A 19,468-nucleotide genomic window follows, 5' to 3' on the forward strand; every position below is an offset into this window, starting at 1 on the left:
GAAACCTGCCCAAGTTGCCGTTGCGGCAGATTGACACTCGCGTGGCGGAACCGAATCCTATAAAGAATAGTTTAACGCTAAACTATCCCGTTTTCGAGGAGGACGCCCCCTATGGCCGCACGCAAAGCCGCTAAAAAACCGAACGTGTCAGCGGAGGAGTTAAAGACCTTTTACCGCGACATGCTTTTGATCCGCCGCTTTGAGGAAAAGGCGGGGCAGCTTTACGGGATGGGGCTTATCGGCGGTTTTTGTCACCTCTATATCGGACAAGAGGCGGTGGTTGTCGGCCTTGAGGCGGCCGCCAAGGAAGGCGACAAGCGCATCACGTCCTATCGAGATCACGGGCACATGCTCGCCTGTGGCATGGACCCCAAAGGCGTCATGGCCGAGTTGACAGGCCGCGAGGGCGGCTATTCCAAGGGCAAGGGCGGCTCGATGCACATGTTCTCCAAAGAAAAGCACTTTTATGGGGGCCACGGCATCGTAGCCGCTCAGGTGCCACTTGGCGCGGGCCTTGCCTTTTCGGACATGTACAAGGGCAATGACAACGTCACCTTCACCTATTTCGGCGACGGGGCGGCGAACCAGGGCCAGGTTTATGAATCCTACAACATGGCGGAGTTGTGGATGCTGCCGGTCGTATTCGTGATCGAAAACAACCAATACGCCATGGGCACCTCCACCAAACGCTCCACAAAATCCCCCAGCTATTGGGAACGCGGTGCCGCCTATGGCATCCCGGGCGAAGAGGTGGACGGCATGGATGTGCTGGCCGTCAAGGAAGCCGGTCAAAAGGCGGTCGAACACTGCCGCGCGGGCAAGGGCCCCTACATTCTTGAGATCAAGACCTACCGCTATCGCGGCCACTCCATGTCGGACCCGGCCAAGTACCGCACCCGCGAAGAGGTCCAGAAAATGCGCGACGAACGCGACCCGATCGAGGCTGTGCGCTCCATGCTGCTGACGGGCAAACACGCCAGCGAGGATGACCTCAAGGCCATTGACAAGGAAATCAAGGAGATCGTGAACGCCTCCGCCGAGTTCGCGAAGGAAAGCCCCGAGCCAGCGCCCGAAGAGCTGTGGACTGACATCTATGCCGACGAAGTGCCACAGGAGGAAACCGCCTGATGCCGCATTTCGAGATACATGCAGATGATGTGTCCGCCGCCAAGACCTTCTACAAGGGGCTGTTTTCGTGGGAGTTTTCCGCGATGCCGGGTGGTGAGGATATGGACTACGTCCTGATCGAAGGCCGCGACATCGGTATGGACAAGGGCGTGACAGCCGGTCTGATGCGCCGCATGGACGGCCCGGCCTCAAGTGGCGGCCCCATCCGCGGCGGCACCATGACGTTCGCAGTCGCCGATTGCGACGAACGCTATCAATGGGCACTGGCCAATGGCGGCGCCGAAGCCATGCCCCCCCAAGACTTCCCCGGCATCGGGCGCTGCGCCTATGTCGAAGACGGCCAAGGCAATGTCGTCGGAATGATCACACCAGCAGAGAGCACCTGATATGGCCACCGAAATTCTCATGCCCGCCCTGTCCCCCACGATGGAGGAAGGCACGCTCGCCAAATGGCTCGTCAAGGAAGGCGACACCGTCTCGTCCGGCGACATCATGGCCGAGATTGAAACCGACAAGGCCACGATGGAATTCGAAGCCGTGGATGAAGGCATTGTCGGCAAGATCCTGATCGAGGAAGGTACTGAGGGCGTCAAGGTGAACACCCCCATCGCCGTGCTGATCGAAGAAGGCGAAAGTGCCGACGACATCAAAACGTCAAGCGCCCCGGCCCCCGCCGCGCTGAATGACAGCGAAGGCAAGGCCGCAGCGCCCGACACCGGCTCCACCCCCGACACGCCCCCGACACAGCCTCAGGTCGACACCAGCCCCGACTGGCCGGAAGGCACCGCGATGAAGCAGCAGACGGTGCGCGAAGCGTTGCGCGACGGTATGGCCGAGGAAATGCGCAAGGACGACACAGTGTTCCTGATGGGGGAAGAGGTGGCCGAGTACCAGGGTGCCTACAAAATCTCCCAAGGGATGCTGGATGAATTTGGCGACAAGCGCGTGATAGACACCCCCATCACCGAACACGGCTTTGCCGGGATCGGGGTCGGCGCGGCCTTTGGCGGTCTGCGCCCCATCGTCGAGTTCATGACCTTCAACTTCGCGATGCAGGCCATTGACCACATCATCAACTCTGCGGCCAAGACGCTTTATATGTCGGGCGGCCAAATGGGCGCGCCCATGGTCTTCCGCGGCCCCAACGGTGCGGCGGCCCGCGTTGGTGCGCAGCACTCTCAGGACTATGCCGCCTGGTACATGCAGATTCCCGGTCTCAAGGTCGCGATGCCCTATGCGGCCTCCGACTATAAGGGGTTGATGAAGACAGCGATCCGCGATCCGAACCCGGTCATCTTCCTCGAAAACGAGATCCTCTACGGGCGCACCTTCGACGTGCCGGATCTGGAGGATTACACGGTGCCGTTCGGCAAGGCGCGCATCTGGCGCGAGGGCGATGATGTCACCATCGTCTCCTTCGGGATCGGGATGCAGTACGCGCTCGAAGCGGCTGAAAAGCTGGCCGAGGATGGCATCAACGCCGAGGTCATCGACCTGCGCACCCTGCGCCCGATGGACACCGGCGCAATCCTGAAATCTGTCATGAAAACCAACCGTTGCGTGACAGTCGAAGAAGGCTGGCCGCAAGGCTCCGTTGGCAACTACATCAGCTCGGTCATCATGCAGGAGGCGTTTGATTATCTCGACGCGCCGGTCATCAACTGCACCGGCAAGGACGTCCCGATGCCCTATGCCGCCAACCTCGAAAAGCACGCGCTGCTGACCACCCAAGAGGTCATCGACGCCGTCAAACAAGTCACCTACCGGTAAGGAGCCGCAGACATGCCGACAGAAATTCTCATGCCCGCGCTGTCTCCGACGATGGAGGAAGGCACGCTTGCGAAATGGCTGGTGAAAGAGGGGGATACGGTGGCGTCCGGTGACCTGCTCGCCGAGATCGAAACCGACAAGGCCACGATGGAATTCGAAGCCGTGGACGAAGGGGTCGTGGGCAAGATCCTCGTGGCCGAAGGCTCCGAAGGGGTCAAGGTGAACACCCCTATCGCAGTGCTGCTTGAAGAGGGCGAAAGCGCCGATGATATTGGCGAAACCTCAGCGCCCAAGGCCGACGCGTCCTCAAGCGCTGCCCCTGCCGAAGCGTCCGAGGCCACCGAACCCGCCGAAGGTCATGGTCGGGGTGCGACCGATGCCTCCCCTGCCCCCGCAGCCTCCACAGGCAGCGATGGCAAACGCATCTTCGCCTCGCCCCTCGCCCGGCGCATCGCGTCGCAAAAGGGTCTGGACCTCTCTGATATCAAAGGCTCCGGCCCCCACGGTCGCATTGTGAAGGCAGATGTCGAAAACGCCGAAAGCAAACCCGCAGACAAACCCGCCGCCTCTGCACCCACCGCATCCGCTGCGGCACCTTCTGGTTCTTCCTCGGATGCCATCGCCAAGATGTACCAAGGGCGCGACTACGAAGAGGTCAAGCTCGACGGAATGCGCAAGACCATCGCCGCGCGCCTCACCGAAGCCAAGCAAACCGTCCCGCACTTCTATCTGCGCCGCGATATCAAGCTGGACGCGCTGCTGGAATTCCGGGGCACGCTCAACGGGCAACTGGCGGATCGGGGGGTCAAACTCTCGGTCAACGACTTCATCATCAAGGCCTGCGCGCTGGCGCTGCAAGCCGTGCCGGAGGCGAACGCCGTATGGGCCGGAGACAAGGTGCTGAAACTGACTCCCTCGGACGTCGCCGTCGCCGTCGCCATCGAAGGCGGGCTGTTCACGCCCGTGCTTCAGGACGCGCACCAGAAGTCGCTATCCACACTGTCTGCCGAGATGAAAGACCTCGCCAGCCGTGCTCGCGACCGCAAGCTCGCACCGCACGAATATCAGGGCGGCAGCTTCGCGATCTCGAACCTCGGCATGTTCGGCATCGACAACTTCGACGCCGTGATCAACCCGCCCCACGGCGCGATTCTGGCTGTTGGTGCGGGGGTCAAGAAACCCATCGTCGGCAAGGACGGCGAGTTGACAGCGGCAACGGTGATGTCCGTCACGCTCTCGGTCGATCACCGGGTCATTGACGGGGCACTCGGTGCGCAACTGTTGAACGCGATTGTCGAGAACCTCGAGAACCCGCTCGCCATGTTGGCCTGAGCTGACCCATCAAACCAAAAAAGGCCGGAGCGTGTGCTCCGGCCTTTTTAATTCAGATTGTCTGCGCGCTCTATTGATCCTTGCCGAGCATATGGTTCATCGACACCGCCGGCTGATCACACCCCGCTTCGCCCACGATCCGCGCCGGAATTCCAGCAACCGTCTTACAAGGCGGCACCTCTTCCAGCACCACGGAGCCCGCCGCGATCCGGCTGCAATTCCCGATGCGGATGTTGCCCAAAATTTTGGCCCCCGCCCCGATCAGCACACCATCGCCAATCTTGGGATGGCGGTCCTCTTCTTCCTTGCCGGTCCCGCCAAGCGTCACCGAATGCAGCATTGACACATTGTCGCCCACCACGGCCGTCTCACCGATGACGATGGAATGGGCGTGGTCGATCATGATGCCTTTGCCGATCTTGGCCGCAGGGTGAATATCGACCCCAAAAATCTCCGACACACGCATCTGGAAGAAATAGGCCAGATCATGATGGCCTTCACTCCAAAGGAAGTGGCCGACGCGGTAGGCCTGCATCGCCTGATATCCCTTGAAGTACAGAATAGGCTGCACAAGGCGGTGGCAGGCCGGATCGCGCTCATAGACGGCGACCAGATCAGCGCGCGCCGCTTCAACCAAAGCAGGCGACTTCTGATAAGCCTCCTCGACAATCTCACGCACCACGACCATCGACATCTCGTTGGACGCCAGCTTGGCCGCGATCCGGTATGACAGCGCCTTTTCCACCGATTTGTGATGCAAAATACAGGCATGAACAAAGCCACCAATCAACGGCTCGTCCGAAACCGCCTGACGGGCCTCTTCGGTGATTTGATCCCAGATCGGATCAATCGCTGCGATGTTCGTTCTCAGATCAGCCATGATATGTCCTCTCGGGTGGCTACTTACCTTACATAAGGTCCATTCGCCAAACGCAAACCTGTGATTGACATAATCGCGGTTCGCGATGGATTCATGATAAAGAAACCCAATGACCCAAAAGCGTGTTTATGCAACCAGATCAATCGATTGAAACGGGCCTGGGCCATATCGCGCCGAATTTTGAGCAACAACAATCTGATAGGACCCGCTTAGACCATCAGACGATTGCATGGCCGCAGTATAGGTCCAAGCCGCCGAGTTGACGACCTCTTCCCGCAACGCTTGCGCGCCTTGCATGACGCGCACGGTATAGGCTTCCCCTTCTTCGGCCAGCGGTACATCCGGCAATTCCCAATCATCACCATCAAGCCGTGTGCGCCGTATCCACTGCACCGAAAGATCAGCACCATCGGCAAACGCCCGGAGATAGACGGGGCGATAGGGGCGCAACCCGTTTCCGTCAAAGGCGTGCACGCATTCCTCATAAGACGGATCATCATAGGGCCTGCGGGCCGGGCCGATGCGGAAGGTCTGCGACACCCGGCGCAAGTTCCGTTTGAGGCTGATCTGCGACGGCAAACCATTCATCACAACGACCCAGGACCCTGTCGGCCAAACATCTGCCGTCGTCGCATCCGACCCCAACTGGCCGCGCAACCGGTGGCTCAGCAGGTATTGGCCCGGTGCGATCAGTTCAGCATCACGAAACTGCATCAGTTCCCAGTTGTTCGGGGTCCCATCCCCAACCGCGATCAGATTTGCACCATTCAGCAGCGCGGCATCCGACACCGAAGAAAGGGTTCCATTCAACACCGTAACCTCAAGCGCATCGCCACGATCAATCACACCGGGTTTTGCAGCGACCAGCGGGGTCTGCGTAAAGCCGACGATGGCGCGCGCCGCGACAACCGAATTCAAGGCAAAGCCGGAGTCGGTCGGTGATTGATAAATCGCCACGCTTCCGGGCCACGGGGTTCCCGTCACCGCGACATGCGGGGCATGTTCCACCTCGTCACCCGTCATTAACGGCAAATCGAGAAACACGGATGTGAGCGGTACGGGCGGGATAAACTCCTTCACGGTTGCCAACTCGTCCGACAGGTCGGACGGCTGATAGACCTCGCGCTCAATTCGGACAGCTTCGATCAACTGCATCGCACCCTGTTCGACGCGATCCACACGGTACTTGCCCGGCCCTTCAGCCTGATCGGCGGCCACCTCAATGATATCCCCCACGCCGACACCAATCAATGAAGGCGGCAACGCCAAACGCACGGACTCGCGAGAGATGCGGGACTCTGACAGCCACCTTTCAGTGATCTGCCGACCCTCCGCACGGGTCAGGGCCATCGGCAATTCGCTTGTCGATACCGAATGGGTCGCATCATCCGGAAGAACAGCCTCCTCCGACAGAATGTCGAAATTCCCGTCCGTTTGCACAAACCGTAACCGCACGCGGCCCGCCAATTCGGCGTTGGACTCACGCGACTGCTCAAGCCGCCCCTCAAGGTCGGAATGGATCGCCAATTGCTCGGGGGCCAAAGCGACCTCGTCCTCGCCGGTCCGCGAAATGAACTTCAGCACACCGTCCCGCTCGACCGCGTCAAAGGCATTTTGCAGCATCAGGGGCTGCAAGGCACTACGTGCATCCGACACGTCGTCGATCACATATCCACGCACATAACCATAAAGGCGGGTTGTGTCATAATCGGACAGCCCCGCCCGATCACAGATCTCACCAACCACAGACGCCAGGCTACGCGATGATGTGCGCCCGTTGATCCAATGGCCCCGCGTGTAGTTGTCGCCATCGGACCATTGCTCGACATTGTTGGGAAAGAACGGATAGGGGCGCGTATCCCAGGCCCAAACGAACGCGCGCGACATATTCACCATCGGTGCGTCATAGACTTCCGAGATCGGATTATTGGCGACGTCCCCCCAATAGCTGTGCATGGCGCGCAGATACTGCTTTTGGATCAGATCGTCACGCGCACCGCTCGAATATTTGGGCAAGCTGCTCTCGGACGATTTCTGATCCAGAAACTTGTTGGGCTGGTTCGTGCCCTTATCAATTGCAGCGCATCCCATTTCGGTGAACCAGACCGGCTTGGACCCAGGCACCCAGTCAGTGGGTAAATCCTCCCGCATACCGCCAACGCGATTGTGGTGCGCATTGGACCACCAATTGCGAATGTCTTTAAAGCGCCAGATCCACGGCTCACCATATGCATCATCCGTGATCGGTGTGCGGATTTGCGCGGCACTGGCCTCCTCTGAATGATAGAACCAGTCATACCCCTCACCGCCCGCCACATTCGCGCGCAGATAGTCGAGGTTGTAGATGCTGTCCCACTCCGCATCCACATGCTCAACGCCGTCGCGCCAATCCGACAGCGGCATGTAATTGTCGATCCCTACGAAATCGATGTTGGCGTCTGCCCAAAGCGGGTCCAGATTAAAATACCGATCTCCGGTCCCGTCCTGCGGCTGAAAACCGAAATATTCAGTCCAGTCAGCGGCGTAGCTGATCTTGGTGTCGGGACCCAGCAGTGCACGCGCCTGAGCCGCCAGCTGGCGGAGCCTTTCGACAGCCACAAACACGTTCCCCGCACCCCGGATTTGGGTCAGGCCACGCATCTCCGAGCCTATACAGAATGAATCCACGCCGCCCGCAGCCCGGCACAAGGCCGCATAGTGCAGAATGAAGCGCGACAGCGACCACTCATTGGCCGGTCCAGTGTACTGAACACTCGATCCAACGCTGAAATCCGAGGCCGTCACCGTGCCGAAAAAGGCGTCCACTTCTGCGTCCGCAACCGCCGTGCCATCGGGCGAACCGGCAACGCCAGGGGCTTTGGACAGCGTGATGCGGCCGCGCCATGGCAGATGCGGCTGGCCAGTGGTGTCGTTGTAGGGATCAGGCAACGTGTTGCCTTCCATCTGGTCCATCAAAATAAACGGATAGAACATGACCGCCTGACCGGCGGCGCGCATGCCGCGAATGGCTTCGATCACCGCGCCATCCGCAGGCGTGCCCCCATAGACGGGGCGACCATCCAGCAGCGCAATCCGCTCCGCAGCGGACCGGTTTATGCCACCAGCGCGCCACGAAAACTTTTCGCCCTCAACGTCCTTACGCTCGACCTTCGGCTTGACGGTGCAGGATCCGCACCGCAAGTCACTGCCAAACCAGGACACGATCAGGGAGGCGGCCTCGCAATTGGGCAACTCGTCCTGCAACGCATCCAGCGACACCGAAAAATCGGACCGGCCCGCAGGCGTGTTCACATTGGCGCTCCAGCGCCCTTTTCTGGCGTTGATGTAATTCACCGCGCGGGTCGCAAGAGCATATTCCCCGGTCCCCGGCATCAACGCGACCGCACGCACAGCGCGGGTGATTTCTTCGTCAGCGCCCTCCTGGTCAACCTGTTCAGGCCGGATCACCTCAAAGGAAAACTGCGGAACCCGATTGCCATAGGTCTGCAGGGCCAAGTTTTCAATGACGACATAGGCCGTGCCGCGATATGCCGGGACGAGACCCTGCCCCTCGGTCGCTTCAATCAGCGGATCGGGCAACTGATCAGCCGTGCCGGTATAAACGCGCATGTTAAGGTCATAGGGCGATATCTCATCACCGTCCGCCCAGACCCGACCGATGCGGCTGATCTCACCTTCGCACACGGCAAGAGCCAAACTGACCGAGTAGTGGTATTCGCGGGTGATGGGCGTTGCGGGAGTGCTGGGCGCAGGCGTACCGCCACCGCCGCCCCCTTTACCTCCGCCACCGCCCGTACCGCCACCGCCTCCACCGCCACCGCCGCCGGTAACGGTCACAGTCTCAAGAAAATCTGACGCCCAGATCACATGCCCACCCATACGCATGCGACCATAAAGCTGCGCAATCGCCGCCCCCTCACCCGAATTGGTCAGGCGCAGCCGGTCGACCTTGCCGGTCTCGACAATCTCCGCACCCTGCCCACTGACACGCTGGTCGGTCCCGCTTTGGCGCTGATCAATGACGCGCCCCAATGTGGCACCCACGGCCCGACCGATGGCAACCGACGACAGGCCAAGGACAGAGCCACCGATCGAGCCGCCAATGGCCGCCCCGGCAGCCGAAAGAACAACAGTAGCCATCAGCAGGTCTCCTCAAATGGGAACTCAAAGCGGGCCACGATCCGGCGCGCCCACGGCACACTCATCGGGCTTTCGACAACGCCGTGCCCGTTATAGGCATGGATGAACCGGGCATCGGGTCCGGTGGCCGATTGAATGCCAAGATGTTTGGCAACCGCGTCCGCACGCATGCGAAACAGCACCACGTCGCCCACCGCCGGAGCATCCAGCGGCTTGGCGCGCAAATGACGCAAGGCCGCCGCCCAAAGGCGCTCTTCCCCCTGCGGCTCGGACCAATCCATCGAATAGGCCGGTGGACGTTCAGGCTCCGCACCAAAGACGTCGCGCCACACACCGCGCACCAGGCCCAGACAGTCGCATCCGGCCCCCTTGGCCGCCATCTGATGGACATAGGGCGTTCCGACCCACGTGCGGGCCTCTGTGATGATCTGATCAACACGCACGTTCATCGCAGGCTCCCCCCACTGTTCGTGCCACCACTCGTGGGATAGGCCATGACCCAGTCATCACTTGGCAAATCGGGAAAGCCCTGAAAATTGAGCAGGTTGTTGAACTTCAAACGACAGGTATCAAACCGCTTGTCGCACCCTGCCGTCAGGCGCATGGACGAGCCATCCGCGATCAAACCGCGAATAGGCTCCCACAGCTCGACCTGGCGTACACCGTCCACAAACGTATCGCGCTTGATCATGCCCCATAGGCCAGCGGCGGCACCGTCCAGGACATCCAAACGCCCGCGCGTGAACCAATTGGGCTCAAACCCATTCAGGGCAGCCCATTCAAACACACGCCCGTCACGCACACGATCAACAGGACCTTCGAACCGGTAACCCGGCGCGGACACGTCAAAGCCGCACGCGCGATCACCCAGAACAGCCGTGCAAGGCTTTTGATAGATGCGGCCCAAAGGACGGTTCAACGCCTCCGTCAGACCGCGCAATTCAGCATGAAACGCACCGCCCGAGCGGCGGATCTCACCAATGGTGCCGCGAAACTGCAACCAACGCACATCCGGGTCCGCCCAATTGACCAACCACGCACGCACTTCGGCACTGTCAAAGCGGCCCGCTTCAATGTCGTCCTCGCGGATGGCGGCATCCGACAGCGCGCCAAGCGCCTCGGTATTGTCAACGCTCAAGCCCGTGCTTTGGGCCAAGGCGGATGCGGTCAACCCGGTGTCAGCACGAAACGTAATCCCGTCAAATTCGAGATTGCCGTCATGATCGGTGAACCCATAATTCGTACCATCCACGCGCGTGATGGCCCACGCACGACACAACGTCGTCAGCCCTTGGGCCGCATGATCCAGAAACTCTTTGCTTTGCCCCGCCATCAGACCCGCACCTCAACCACGGGTACATTAGGCACACTGCCCGCCTGAAAGCTGGCAACGGAGGTCTGGATCTGGTCCGTATCAAAGCGGACAGGCACGTCAAACTCGAACCCGGCAGTCACATCCACATCCTGTTCGGGCGCATGGGCAAAGGTGATTAGACCTGTGTTGATATCCAGCGTGTAATCCACACCCTCCTGCATCTCATCCGCAGCGACACCCACACGCACGGTGCCAAGCACAGGCTTGGTGACGGGGCGGGCATAGCTGTGAGGACCGGACTGATAGGTCTTGATAAGTGAGAACGACAGCGTCTCACCATCGCCCACCGCTATGATCTGATCATCAAACAACGGTTCGGCACTGGACACGCCGGATTTGTAATCCGACCAATCTTTCCAGCGAAACCCGTACATCTGGCCGCGGCGCGCCTCGAAAAAGGCGATCAGCGTCTCGATATCGTCCAGCGAGCGCATGCCAAGTCCCGCATCGTAGCGGCGACGCGAATGCGCCCAGGGCGTGTTGCGCTCCTCAAAACCGTTGGCGAGCGTGACCACTTCAGTGCGCCGCTCAGGGCCACCGACGGACCCAAAGCTCAGCGATGCCGGAAATCGAACCTCGTGAAATTGCATGTTGTTAGCTCCCCTAACGTCTTAGCGATTGCGATTGGCGCGCCCCAGGGCGCGGTTCATTTGTGCTGCAATCTGGTTTTGCGAACGGGCAAAGCCCTGCACGTCCGGCGTTGTGATGTTCATCACCACTGTGGGGGAACCGGCCCCGCCGCCCCCACGCACGCCCAACTTGCCATCCGGGCCACGGGCCAGCGGCATGATGGCCTCCGGCCCCGCCTCGCCCATCACGCCCATGCCACCACGCATCCCAAAGGGCGTGGCCGAACTGACAATGCCACCAGTGGCAAACGGCATCACCCGGCCCTGACTGAACGGGGCCCCGTCAGCAAAAGGCAGTAAACCGCCCACGAGGCTGTTCACGCCGGAAGACAGCAAACCACCGACATGATTGGTGACCGGCTTGATCGAAGCATTATAGGTCGCGTTGATCATCGAATTGCCAACGGTCTCGAGCGCGCTAGACAGGCTCAACCCATCAAAGACCAAACCGTCAAAGGCCTTGCGCAGCCCGCGCGACATGCCCTTTTCGAGGGTCGCTACGTCCATTCCCGTCGCCGCGAGGCTCTCACGCATCCGGCGCAATTCACTGTCAAAACCCGTCACCATGGTCGAGGTCGCATCAAGGGTCTGGCGCAACCCGTCTGTCTGGTCCTCCAGCTCCTCGATCTCGTCTCTGTAATCACTCATGTCTGACCCCCTTCCGGTGTCGTGTCGGTGCTGTCAGGCCAGGCGGCCATTAGCGCGTCCAAACCCTTGCTCAGCAGCGGCGCAGAGGCCGCGGGATCGCCCAGCATCACTTGCAACTCGGCAGGGGTCAGCGCCCAGAACGCATCCGGTGTCAGGCGCAACCCCTGCATTCCGGCCCGCATCAAGGCGGGCCAGTCGAGGCCCGCTCTCATGGCTCAGGCACCACAAATGTGCGGGCGATCAATTCCGCCGCCGCACGGGCTGCAGTCATCGGCCCACCCTCAATCTCAGCATGATCAAGGGCTTGGGCTGCGTCCTTAAACCCCGCTCCGGTCAATCCGGCCTTGAGCAGGGCCAGCACATCGGCGCTCGAAAAACGGCTCTGTTCGAACCGCTCAACCAGCGCAATCATCGACGGCTCAGCCAACGCCACCTCAAGCCCGGCAAGGGCCCCAAGGGTCAGGCGCATCACGCAAGGCTCACCGTTGACCACCAGCGCGACCTCTCCCCTCCAAGGATTGACCATGCTCAGATCGCAGTGAACGCAAGCGCGCCCGCCGAAGCCATGGTGACCTCATAGGTCGCCTCGCCATTGTGGCTGCCGCTGTATTCCAGCGCCGACACCTGAAACGGGCCTTCGACAATGCCGAAATCGGGGATGATCACCTGAAAATTCGGGGTCTCACCGTCGAAAAAGATCTGGCGCGCCCGCTCGTCCGTGCCCTCATCCTTGAACACACCCGAGCCCGAGATGTTGGCCGAGCGCACGCCCGCACCCGACAGCAGCTCCCGCCACCCGCCCTGGCTTTCGAGGCTGGTCACATCAACAGTCTCAGCGTTGAAGCTGACCCGCGTAGCGCGCAGGCCCGCAATCGTCTCAAACTGTCCATCCGAGGTCATGTCGACCTTGATCAACAGGTCTTTTCCGTTCTGAGCACCCATAGGTATTCTCCGTTCAATAGTAAGGATTTAGGTTTCTTCAGTCCGCGCTCGGAACGTCAGATCGATCCGGCGACGCGCGCCGTTGTCGATCTTGAGGGCGCGGGCACGATCAAAGCGTAACGACACAAGCCGACCCCGTGTCAGGGGCAGATCCACCTCGTGCAACGCGTCACAAACAGCACCCGCAGCAACCTTGGCCGCGTAAAAGCCGGGCACATCGGTGACGACGGATACGATGAAACGATTGGTCGCCCCGCGTCCGGTGTTGTCGTCCTGTTCAAACACCGTTTCGGGGCCGAGGCTGACATAGATCGACGGCAAGGCCCCACTGGGCAGCGCGTCATAGACGGCGCTGCCAACCGAGGCGACAACCGCCGGATCAGCGCTCAGCGCGGCGAAGACAGCCGACTGAAGGGCAGCAGACATGGCATAGCTCATACGACCACCTGCTCATCCGCCGTACACACCAGATAGCGGCCCTCAGGGTCGCGCTCGGCCACGGACCGGATGTGAAACACCCGGTTGCCGTCGCGAAAACGCTGGTTCGGCACCGGACGCTCAGGATGCCCCACAGGCGCGGCCCGCACGATGATCGAAAACGGCACGCGCGACACCGCAGCACCACCGCGAAACGTCTCGCGGCCAGTCCGAGCGGTCAGATCGGCCCACACCACGCCAAGCGCGGTCCAGACCTCGGCAAATCCCCCTGCCCCGTCCGGGGCATGGGCAGGTGCCTCAAGCGTCAGGCGCCAGTTCAGGCGCGGCACGCTCATCGCGCACCGCCCAGGCGAAACACCTTGTAGCGCTCAATCAGGCTGGTCACGCCAAAGGGCATGCAGCCCTCGCTCAGCGTGGTCTCGTGGCGGAATTCGTAATAGTGGGCGGCCAGCAACATGACAGCCTGCACCAGATCAACGGGCGCGCCGCTTAATGCAGGGGCAAACCCCGCGCGAAAAGTGACATCCACATGACCCGCGGCGGGGATACCGGGCAAGGCCGCACCAACAGCGCGCACACGCGGGCGATGGGCGTCGCGTTCAAGCCAGTACACCGCACCATCGACGGGCGTCTCAACACCGGCACGATCCACAAGGCTCAACCCCGTCAGGGCCTGCACCGGAGCCACCGGCAAAGGTTGCGCGTCGCCCGACTGCCAGTCATTCACCGACAGCTTGAAATCACGCTCGATCAGCACCTTGTTCGTGCGCGCCTCAATAGCGGCCACAGCCGCCCGCAGAAAGCCCGTCAAAACAGCGTCTTGCACGCTGTCATTGCCGAACCCGCTGCCCAGACGCAGATGCGCCTTGAATTCCTCAACCGGCAGCGCCGCATCGGGCACCGTGGTTTCTTCGATCAACATCATGGAACATCTCCACACGACTTATGGCCCCTCTTCCCGTTGGTCCGGGCGCGCGCCAGTCCGCATTGCTCGGACGGAGGGGAGCAGCTAGACAACACGGCGCACTTCCAGCGCGCACCCGGCACCGGGGAAAGGCGCTCGCCCCTCCCCGATGATCCGCTCTTGCCCTTAGGCAGTCGCGAATTTCAGCAGCTTGATGGCCGCAAAGTCGCTCACGTCACCGCCCACGCGCTTGGTGGCATAGAACAGCACGTGAGGCTTGGCGCTGAAGGGATCACGCAGCACGCGCAGATCAGGGCGCTCGGCCACGGTATAACCGGCGGCGAAATCACCAAAGGCGATGGCATCAGCGCCGGTCGTGGCATCAGGCATGTCCTCGGCGATCAGAACGGGATAGCCCATCAGAACCGCAGGCTGACCCGCCGCCAGACCGTCCGTCCACAAGAAGCGACCGTCATTGTCCTTGAGCTTGCGCACCAGACCGGCCGTCTTTGAGTTCATCACGAACGTCGCATTTGCGCGGTACTCGGCACCAAGCGCATAGACCACGTCGATGATCGCTTCGGCCGTCACATCGCCATCCGCACCCGTGGGCACATAGCCAAGGTTGCCCCAGGTCCAGACGTCATTGTCGACGGATGTGTGGGCCAAAAAGCCCTTGGGCTTGTCGATACCGTCACCCGTCACAAAGGACGCAGCCTCGGCACGCGAGAACTTGTCGGCAATGCGACCCGCAAGCCAGCCTTCGATATCGAATGCGGCATCATCCAGCAGACGCTGCGACGCCTTGGGCAAGGCCGACAGCTCGTGCAGCGGGATGGTGATGCGGTCGATCTGCGGGGTGTCGGTCTCGGTCAGGTTGGCCGTTTCCGTGGCCCAGCCCGTGCCGATGTCACCGTGATCGACCAGCACATCGTAGGATGTCGCCTCGACATTCACCACAGAGGCGATCGAGCGGATGGAGGCGGTCGCATTCAGCGCCGACTTCACCGTGTCCGAGGTCTGCGGATCGACAAGATAGCCACCATCGGAATTCACAGCCGTGGACAGGGATTTGCCATCCAGCTCAAGGCCACGCAGGCCATCATCATCACCCGCACGCAGATAGGCATTGAACGCCTTCTGATGAGGCGCGCCAAGATCGACGGCACCAGCCAAAGGGGTGCGCGCCGCAGTCATATTTTTCCGATCCAGCATGGTCAGTCGCTCTTCCGTTTGTTGAAGTTTGGTTTGAATGTCGGCCTTGAAGCCTTTGATTTCCATCACGAAACCCATCATGGCCTCCGCAACATCCTGGACGGGGGACAAACCTTCCCCGGCCCGAGCCTTGATCTCGGTCTTGCTCATCAGCATGTCCTTGATTTGTGGTCGTTAACGGCCCCGCGCCTCAGCGCTGTGCCAAGCTTTCGCGGGCAAGCCAAAGGGCCTCCGCCATGTCGCGCAGCATGGCATCGTGATCCAGGACCACCTCGTCGGCCTTGGCCGCCACGCGCGCACTGGGCAGCATCGGGAAAGTGACAAGCGACACCTCCCAAAGCTCCAGTTCGGTCAAGAGCCGCTGGCCCTTGGTGTTCTTTGTCGATTTGACGGTACGATAGCCGATAGACAGCCCGTCAATGGCGCCCGCCGCAATCAGTTCCAGCGCCTCCCGGCCCTTGGCCACCTCGGGCAGCAACCGGCCCTTGACCCACAGACCCTTGGCATCCTCACGCACCTCGTCCCACACGCCAATGGGACAGGCAGGATCATGCTGCCACAGCATCTTGACGCGCCGCCCCTCTGCCTTGATCGCGCCAAGCGAAGCGGCATAGGCCCCCGCACTGACCACATCTCCGCCCTGATCGCAGGCACCAAACAGACTGGCATAGCCCTCAATCACATGATCGTCCTGCACTTTGATCCCTTCACCAAAGCGCGCGAATTTTGTCTCAAGACCGGTCTCCGCCTGCATCTCTACTCTCCTCAGATTTAGTGTGGGATGGCCGCCATGATGGATTGGAACCCGGTGGCCAGCACCGCTGCGACCACCCCGTAAACGGTGAGCCACAGCCGCTTTTCCAGCCGCTCCATCAGCTCCTCAAGACGATCCAGACGCTTGCATAGGTTGTCGAAATGCACCGCCGTCAGCCGCTCATGGGCCTCAAGGCGCAAACCTGGCGCACAGGCAAATCGCTCAAATGTTGTGTCATCCATCCGCGCCCTCCTCGGCCAGCGCGGGCAAGCCCAGCATCCGGCGCTTTTCAGCGGCACTCAGGAAATCGGCACCCGACACGCGGGCCCACTGGGCATCCCGCTCAGCGGACAAGGCCGACACCTGATCCAGATCCGGGGTCAGGATCAAATCCTCGCCCGTATGGGCCCCAAGCCAATCGGCAAGCCCCGCCGCCACTCGCGTCGCCAGCGGCAAAACCGTCAACCGATAAAACGCTCGGTTCGCCTCCTGATAGTTGGCATAGGTGGCGTCCCCTTGAATCCCCAGCAACATCGGGGGCACGCCAAAGGCCAGAGCAATCTCGCGCGCCGCCGCTTCCTTCGTCTTCTGAAATTCCATATCCGAGGGCGAAAAGCCCATCGGCTTCCAATCCAGACCACCCTCCAGCAACATCGGACGGCCCGCATTGCGCGCGCCCGAGTGATTGGTCTCGATCTCCGACACAAGGCGGTCGTATTGATCGTTGCTCAACTGCGACTGACCCTCTTGGCCCCGATACACAATGGCCCCCGATGGGCGCGCCGCATTATCCAGCAACGACTTCGACCAGCGCGACGCTGCGGTATGGACATCCAGCGCCATGGCCGCCGCCTGCATCGGCGAAAAGCCGTAATGATCGTCCTGCGGATGAAACGACTTGATATGACAAATCGGGCTGATCGGCCCTGACGCGTCAAACCGATGTGTCTTGCCGCCCACCGCGTAGTCATAGGCGACAGGCCAACCATCCGCCCCCGGAACCACCGACATCCGATCCGAGCGCAGCACATGTAATTCCAGCGGTGGACCACTCTCGCCCGCGACGGCCTCGACATAGGCGTTGCCCGACAACAAAAGCTGCGCAAACAGCGCCTCCAGCAACTCCGCCCGGCCCTGTCCCGGATTGGGGCGCTTGATCAGGGCGAGCAAAGGATGCGCCTCAAACCGCCGCTCGGCATCCTGCAACACCAAGGGCAATGCGGCAGCGGCTTCCGCGATCAGCTTGACCGACCGAAACCCCACCGGATTGCCCGAAAACCCCGACCGGGTCAGCGACACCGCATCGCGCGGGCTCCAGGCCACCCGGCCGCCCGTTTGCCAGGCCACAACCTTGCCCGTGGCACTTGCCTTCTGCTCTGGTACATCCGCCACAGCGCGGCTCCGAAAGAAATCAAACACCATGTTTCATGGTCTCCTTCACGTGTTCCCCACAAAGCCACCGCCTTGCGTCCAACAAAAAAGGGCGTGCGCTGTTGCCAGCGCCGCCCTTGCTTCATTTCGCCAAATAAATCGCGCGCCCCGGCGGGTCGCCTACAACCCGCGCACCCCTGGCCTGCGATATTCCCGCGCCGGGTCAATCATCAACTCATGGAACGCCCACACCAGCGCATCCACTCGGTCGGGCGAGCCAGAACCGACAAACCCACGCCGCGTCATCGCCACCATCTGATCCTCGAGCGCCCCCAGATCCGGCGCGTGGGTCACACGGCCCTGTTCGTACAACGCAGCCACGGGCTCCGCCCGCGCCACCTTGCCCCGCGTCGCATGGACCGCGCGGTAGGGCACCAGCGGATCAATCTGACGGACCACCTCGCCCACCATCTGACCGCCCTGGTTGACCTCAGCGACCAGCCGATCCGCCTGAAACTGATCCACAGCCCCCACAGCAGCGCGCGCCCACTCCGAGGGGCGCGCGCCCTGCACGGACACATCCGCAATCACGTGCGCGGTCCAATCCTGCGGCGAGCCCTGCATATGGGCTCCCACCACAACAATCCCGCATTCGTCCGCCGACGACCCGCTGGTCACCGCCGGGTCCAACCCGACAACAATGCGATCAAACCCGGCCACCTCCCTGCGATGACAAGCTTCCAGCATCTCGGTCGTCCAGAGCGCACCTTCCGCATCGCTCAACAACACCCCGTCCAACTCCTGACGGCCCAGCCGGGTGCCATGATAGCGGGCCCGCACCTCCTCCAGAAACGAGGCCGCCAGGTTGGCCGCATTGGCCTCCGTCGCTGCATGGGTCGTCACGGTCGAGGGCATCTGCAGCAGATCCTTCAAAACGCCGACATTGCGCGGCGTGGTCGTCACACACACCCGCGGATCGTCGCCCAGCCGCAACGCGAACTGCAACATATCCCATGTCTCGCGACCCTTCTTCCACTTGGCCAACTCATCAACCCAAGCCGCATCGAATTGCGGGCCCCGCAAGCCTTCGGGGTCAAAGGCGGTATGGACAGTCGCCACGGCCCCGTTGGGCCACTCAAGACGCTTGCGCCCCGCAACCCAGGTCGGGCGACGGTCCGGGGGCGAGCAGGCGAGAATACCGCTCTCGCCAAAAATCATCACTTCGCGGACCTGCTCAATGGTCTCACCGACCAAAGCCACGCGACGGGCCGTGCCATGATCAAACGGTGTCGGCCCCTCAACCTTCGAACGGACCCACTCGGCCCCGGCGCGGGTCTTGCCCGCACCACGCCCCCCCATAATGACCCATGTACGCCAGTCGCCCTCAGGTGGCAGCTGGTGATCCAGCGCCCAGAACTCGAACAGAAAAGGGAGGGCGCCCAGGGCGCCCTCGTCCAACTCATTCAGAAACTGCTCCTGCACCGCAACAGGGGCGGATGCGAGCAAGCGCGCACCGTATGTCAGCGCGGGCGCGGTCGAGGTCGATAGCATAGCCCCCTTGCGCGATCCGGCTTTGCTTTTGTCGGATGTCAGCAAGCGATACCTCCAGCTTCTGGCAATTGATCATGACAGAATTCATCTCCGAGATCTTGGATTTGATTTCTGCGGCTTTGACGTCCTCCCCCTGTGCGACCCTTTCTCTGAGGGCTTCGAATTCGTGACGCAAATGGCGCACCGAATCCTGCACCGAGGAAAACAGCTCCTCGACGCGAGCTTCTTCAAGCTCCGGGGTGATTAGTGTCATATGTGCATAACCTCTCATGCGTTGGGTTAAGTCCCCGCACGAGCAAAATGAAAAAGCGACCCCGGATTGCTCCGACGGTCGCTGACCCACTTTTCCTAGCTTGTCACAAGTTATACGTGCAACCGTTCGCAGAGTCAA

Annotated in this window: 21 protein-coding genes; 4 read left to right on the top strand and 17 right to left on the bottom strand. The window is 61.3% G+C overall.

Annotated elements, in window-relative coordinates; all coding sequences use genetic code 11:
* Window positions 1–111 precede the first annotated feature (111 nt).
* The 4 genes from pdhA to Q0908_RS07075 are packed head-to-tail and all read left to right on the top strand — an operon-like array spanning window position 112 to window position 4,230.
* The gene (pdhA, locus tag Q0908_RS07060) at window positions 112–1,128 is read left to right on the top strand and encodes a pyruvate dehydrogenase (acetyl-transferring) E1 component subunit alpha (RefSeq protein WP_299282240.1); all 1,017 of its coding nucleotides are present in this window, start codon (window positions 112–114) and stop codon (window positions 1,126–1,128) included.
* The gene (locus tag Q0908_RS07065) at window positions 1,128–1,514 is read left to right on the top strand and encodes a VOC family protein (RefSeq protein ID WP_299282242.1); all 387 of its coding nucleotides are present in this window, start codon (window positions 1,128–1,130) and stop codon (window positions 1,512–1,514) included. The genes pdhA and Q0908_RS07065 overlap by 1 nt, the downstream gene beginning before the upstream one ends.
* A 1-nt stretch (window position 1,515) precedes the next feature.
* The gene (locus tag Q0908_RS07070; RefSeq protein ID WP_299282244.1) at window positions 1,516–2,898 is read left to right on the top strand and encodes a pyruvate dehydrogenase complex E1 component subunit beta; all 1,383 of its coding nucleotides are present in this window, start codon (window positions 1,516–1,518) and stop codon (window positions 2,896–2,898) included.
* 12 nt (window positions 2,899–2,910) lie between these two features.
* A complete protein-coding gene (locus Q0908_RS07075; protein WP_299282246.1) occupies window positions 2,911–4,230 on the top strand; it encodes a pyruvate dehydrogenase complex dihydrolipoamide acetyltransferase in 1,320 nt (439 codons plus the stop codon).
* A gap of 70 nt (window positions 4,231–4,300) precedes the next feature.
* On the opposite strand, the gene cysE is transcribed toward Q0908_RS07075, so the two are convergent.
* The 17 genes from cysE to Q0908_RS07160 form a co-directional block, all read right to left on the bottom strand.
* Window positions 4,301–5,110, bottom strand: a complete 810-nt coding sequence (gene cysE / locus Q0908_RS07080; RefSeq protein ID WP_299282248.1) for a serine O-acetyltransferase — start codon at window positions 5,108–5,110, stop codon at window positions 4,301–4,303.
* 126 nt (window positions 5,111–5,236) lie between these two features.
* Window positions 5,237–9,250, bottom strand: a complete 4,014-nt coding sequence (locus tag Q0908_RS07085) for a glycoside hydrolase/phage tail family protein (protein WP_299282250.1) — start codon at window positions 9,248–9,250, stop codon at window positions 5,237–5,239.
* Window positions 9,250–9,699 carry an NlpC/P60 family protein gene (locus Q0908_RS07090; protein ID WP_299282252.1) on the bottom strand — a complete coding sequence of 150 codons (450 nt, stop codon included), beginning with the start codon at window positions 9,697–9,699 and terminating at the stop codon, window positions 9,250–9,252. Before Q0908_RS07090 ends, Q0908_RS07085 begins: the two co-directional genes overlap by 1 nt.
* Window positions 9,696–10,583 carry a DUF2163 domain-containing protein gene (locus Q0908_RS07095; RefSeq protein ID WP_299282254.1) on the bottom strand — a complete coding sequence of 296 codons (888 nt, stop codon included), beginning with the start codon at window positions 10,581–10,583 and terminating at the stop codon, window positions 9,696–9,698. Before Q0908_RS07095 ends, Q0908_RS07090 begins: the two co-directional genes overlap by 4 nt.
* On the bottom strand, window positions 10,583–11,215 hold the full coding sequence (locus Q0908_RS07100; RefSeq protein ID WP_299282255.1) for a DUF2460 domain-containing protein: 633 nt from the start codon (window positions 11,213–11,215) through the stop codon (window positions 10,583–10,585). The genes Q0908_RS07095 and Q0908_RS07100 overlap by 1 nt, the downstream gene beginning before the upstream one ends.
* A 21-nt stretch (window positions 11,216–11,236) precedes the next feature.
* Window positions 11,237–11,902 carry a phage tail tape measure protein gene (locus tag Q0908_RS07105; RefSeq protein WP_299282256.1) on the bottom strand — a complete coding sequence of 222 codons (666 nt, stop codon included), beginning with the start codon at window positions 11,900–11,902 and terminating at the stop codon, window positions 11,237–11,239.
* Window positions 11,899–12,114, bottom strand: coding sequence for a rcc01693 family protein (locus Q0908_RS07110; protein ID WP_299282257.1), 216 nt, complete (start codon window positions 12,112–12,114; stop codon window positions 11,899–11,901). The genes Q0908_RS07105 and Q0908_RS07110 overlap by 4 nt, the downstream gene beginning before the upstream one ends.
* Window positions 12,111–12,428 carry a gene transfer agent family protein gene (locus Q0908_RS07115; RefSeq protein WP_299282258.1) on the bottom strand — a complete coding sequence of 106 codons (318 nt, stop codon included), beginning with the start codon at window positions 12,426–12,428 and terminating at the stop codon, window positions 12,111–12,113. Before Q0908_RS07115 ends, Q0908_RS07110 begins: the two co-directional genes overlap by 4 nt.
* Window positions 12,429–12,430: 2 nt before the next feature.
* The gene (locus tag Q0908_RS07120) at window positions 12,431–12,844 is read right to left on the bottom strand and encodes a phage major tail protein, TP901-1 family (protein ID WP_299149684.1); all 414 of its coding nucleotides are present in this window, start codon (window positions 12,842–12,844) and stop codon (window positions 12,431–12,433) included.
* A gap of 27 nt (window positions 12,845–12,871) precedes the next feature.
* Entirely contained in the window at window positions 12,872–13,270 is a 399-nt protein-coding gene (locus Q0908_RS07125) for a DUF3168 domain-containing protein (protein ID WP_366868840.1), read from the bottom strand.
* Between the two features lie 8 nt (window positions 13,271–13,278).
* Window positions 13,279–13,617: a head-tail adaptor protein gene (locus Q0908_RS07130; protein WP_299282262.1), complete on the bottom strand. Its 339-nt coding sequence runs from the start codon at window positions 13,615–13,617 to the stop codon at window positions 13,279–13,281.
* Complete coding sequence (locus Q0908_RS07135) at window positions 13,614–14,207, bottom strand: hypothetical protein (RefSeq protein ID WP_299282264.1); 594 nt, start codon at window positions 14,205–14,207, stop codon at window positions 13,614–13,616. Before Q0908_RS07135 ends, Q0908_RS07130 begins: the two co-directional genes overlap by 4 nt.
* Before the next feature lie 165 nt (window positions 14,208–14,372).
* Window positions 14,373–15,551: a phage major capsid protein gene (locus Q0908_RS07140; protein WP_299282266.1), complete on the bottom strand. Its 1,179-nt coding sequence runs from the start codon at window positions 15,549–15,551 to the stop codon at window positions 14,373–14,375.
* Between the two features lie 40 nt (window positions 15,552–15,591).
* Entirely contained in the window at window positions 15,592–16,155 is a 564-nt protein-coding gene (locus Q0908_RS07145) for an HK97 family phage prohead protease (RefSeq protein ID WP_299282269.1), read from the bottom strand.
* Between the two features lie 17 nt (window positions 16,156–16,172).
* Window positions 16,173–16,397 carry a hypothetical protein gene (locus Q0908_RS07150; RefSeq protein WP_299282273.1) on the bottom strand — a complete coding sequence of 75 codons (225 nt, stop codon included), beginning with the start codon at window positions 16,395–16,397 and terminating at the stop codon, window positions 16,173–16,175.
* Entirely contained in the window at window positions 16,390–17,577 is a 1,188-nt protein-coding gene (locus Q0908_RS07155; protein WP_299282275.1) for a phage portal protein, read from the bottom strand. The genes Q0908_RS07150 and Q0908_RS07155 overlap by 8 nt, the downstream gene beginning before the upstream one ends.
* A gap of 129 nt (window positions 17,578–17,706) precedes the next feature.
* On the bottom strand, window positions 17,707–18,933 hold the full coding sequence (locus Q0908_RS07160; protein ID WP_299282375.1) for a terminase family protein: 1,227 nt from the start codon (window positions 18,931–18,933) through the stop codon (window positions 17,707–17,709).
* Window positions 18,934–19,468 lie beyond the last annotated feature (535 nt).

This window comes from uncultured Tateyamaria sp., from assembly GCF_947494755.1.
Classification (GTDB): Bacteria; Pseudomonadota; Alphaproteobacteria; order Rhodobacterales; family Rhodobacteraceae; genus Tateyamaria.

What these genes read in the sequence shown, in the direction of transcription:
- Q0908_RS07135 (WP_299282264.1), bottom strand. Translation starts at nt 14,207, where the DNA reads ATGATGTTGATCGAAGAAACCACGGTGCCCGATGCGGCGCTGCCGGTT.
- Q0908_RS07115 (WP_299282258.1), bottom strand. Translation starts at nt 12,428, where the DNA reads ATGGTCAATCCTTGGAGGGGAGAGGTCGCGCTGGTGGTCAACGGTGAG.
- Q0908_RS07130 (WP_299282262.1), bottom strand. Translation starts at nt 13,617, where the DNA reads ATGAGCGTGCCGCGCCTGAACTGGCGCCTGACGCTTGAGGCACCTGCC.
- Q0908_RS07125 (WP_366868840.1), bottom strand. Translation starts at nt 13,270, where the DNA reads ATGTCTGCTGCCCTTCAGTCGGCTGTCTTCGCCGCGCTGAGCGCTGAT.
- Q0908_RS07105 (WP_299282256.1), bottom strand. Translation starts at nt 11,902, where the DNA reads ATGAGTGATTACAGAGACGAGATCGAGGAGCTGGAGGACCAGACAGAC.
- Q0908_RS07120 (WP_299149684.1), bottom strand. Translation starts at nt 12,844, where the DNA reads ATGGGTGCTCAGAACGGAAAAGACCTGTTGATCAAGGTCGACATGACC.
- Q0908_RS07140 (WP_299282266.1), bottom strand. Translation starts at nt 15,551, where the DNA reads ATGAGCAAGACCGAGATCAAGGCTCGGGCCGGGGAAGGTTTGTCCCCC.
- Q0908_RS07110 (WP_299282257.1), bottom strand. Translation starts at nt 12,114, where the DNA reads ATGAGAGCGGGCCTCGACTGGCCCGCCTTGATGCGGGCCGGAATGCAG.
- Q0908_RS07075 (WP_299282246.1), top strand. Translation starts at nt 2,911, where the DNA reads ATGCCGACAGAAATTCTCATGCCCGCGCTGTCTCCGACGATGGAGGAA.
- Q0908_RS07070 (WP_299282244.1), top strand. Translation starts at nt 1,516, where the DNA reads ATGGCCACCGAAATTCTCATGCCCGCCCTGTCCCCCACGATGGAGGAA.
- pdhA (WP_299282240.1), top strand. Translation starts at nt 112, where the DNA reads ATGGCCGCACGCAAAGCCGCTAAAAAACCGAACGTGTCAGCGGAGGAG.
- Q0908_RS07090 (WP_299282252.1), bottom strand. Translation starts at nt 9,699, where the DNA reads ATGAACGTGCGTGTTGATCAGATCATCACAGAGGCCCGCACGTGGGTC.
- Q0908_RS07095 (WP_299282254.1), bottom strand. Translation starts at nt 10,583, where the DNA reads ATGGCGGGGCAAAGCAAAGAGTTTCTGGATCATGCGGCCCAAGGGCTG.
- Q0908_RS07100 (WP_299282255.1), bottom strand. Translation starts at nt 11,215, where the DNA reads ATGCAATTTCACGAGGTTCGATTTCCGGCATCGCTGAGCTTTGGGTCC.
- Q0908_RS07065 (WP_299282242.1), top strand. Translation starts at nt 1,128, where the DNA reads ATGCCGCATTTCGAGATACATGCAGATGATGTGTCCGCCGCCAAGACC.
- Q0908_RS07145 (WP_299282269.1), bottom strand. Translation starts at nt 16,155, where the DNA reads ATGCAGGCGGAGACCGGTCTTGAGACAAAATTCGCGCGCTTTGGTGAA.
- Q0908_RS07155 (WP_299282275.1), bottom strand. Translation starts at nt 17,577, where the DNA reads ATGGTGTTTGATTTCTTTCGGAGCCGCGCTGTGGCGGATGTACCAGAG.
- Q0908_RS07150 (WP_299282273.1), bottom strand. Translation starts at nt 16,397, where the DNA reads ATGGATGACACAACATTTGAGCGATTTGCCTGTGCGCCAGGTTTGCGC.
- Q0908_RS07085 (WP_299282250.1), bottom strand. Translation starts at nt 9,250, where the DNA reads ATGGCTACTGTTGTTCTTTCGGCTGCCGGGGCGGCCATTGGCGGCTCG.
- cysE (WP_299282248.1), bottom strand. Translation starts at nt 5,110, where the DNA reads ATGGCTGATCTGAGAACGAACATCGCAGCGATTGATCCGATCTGGGAT.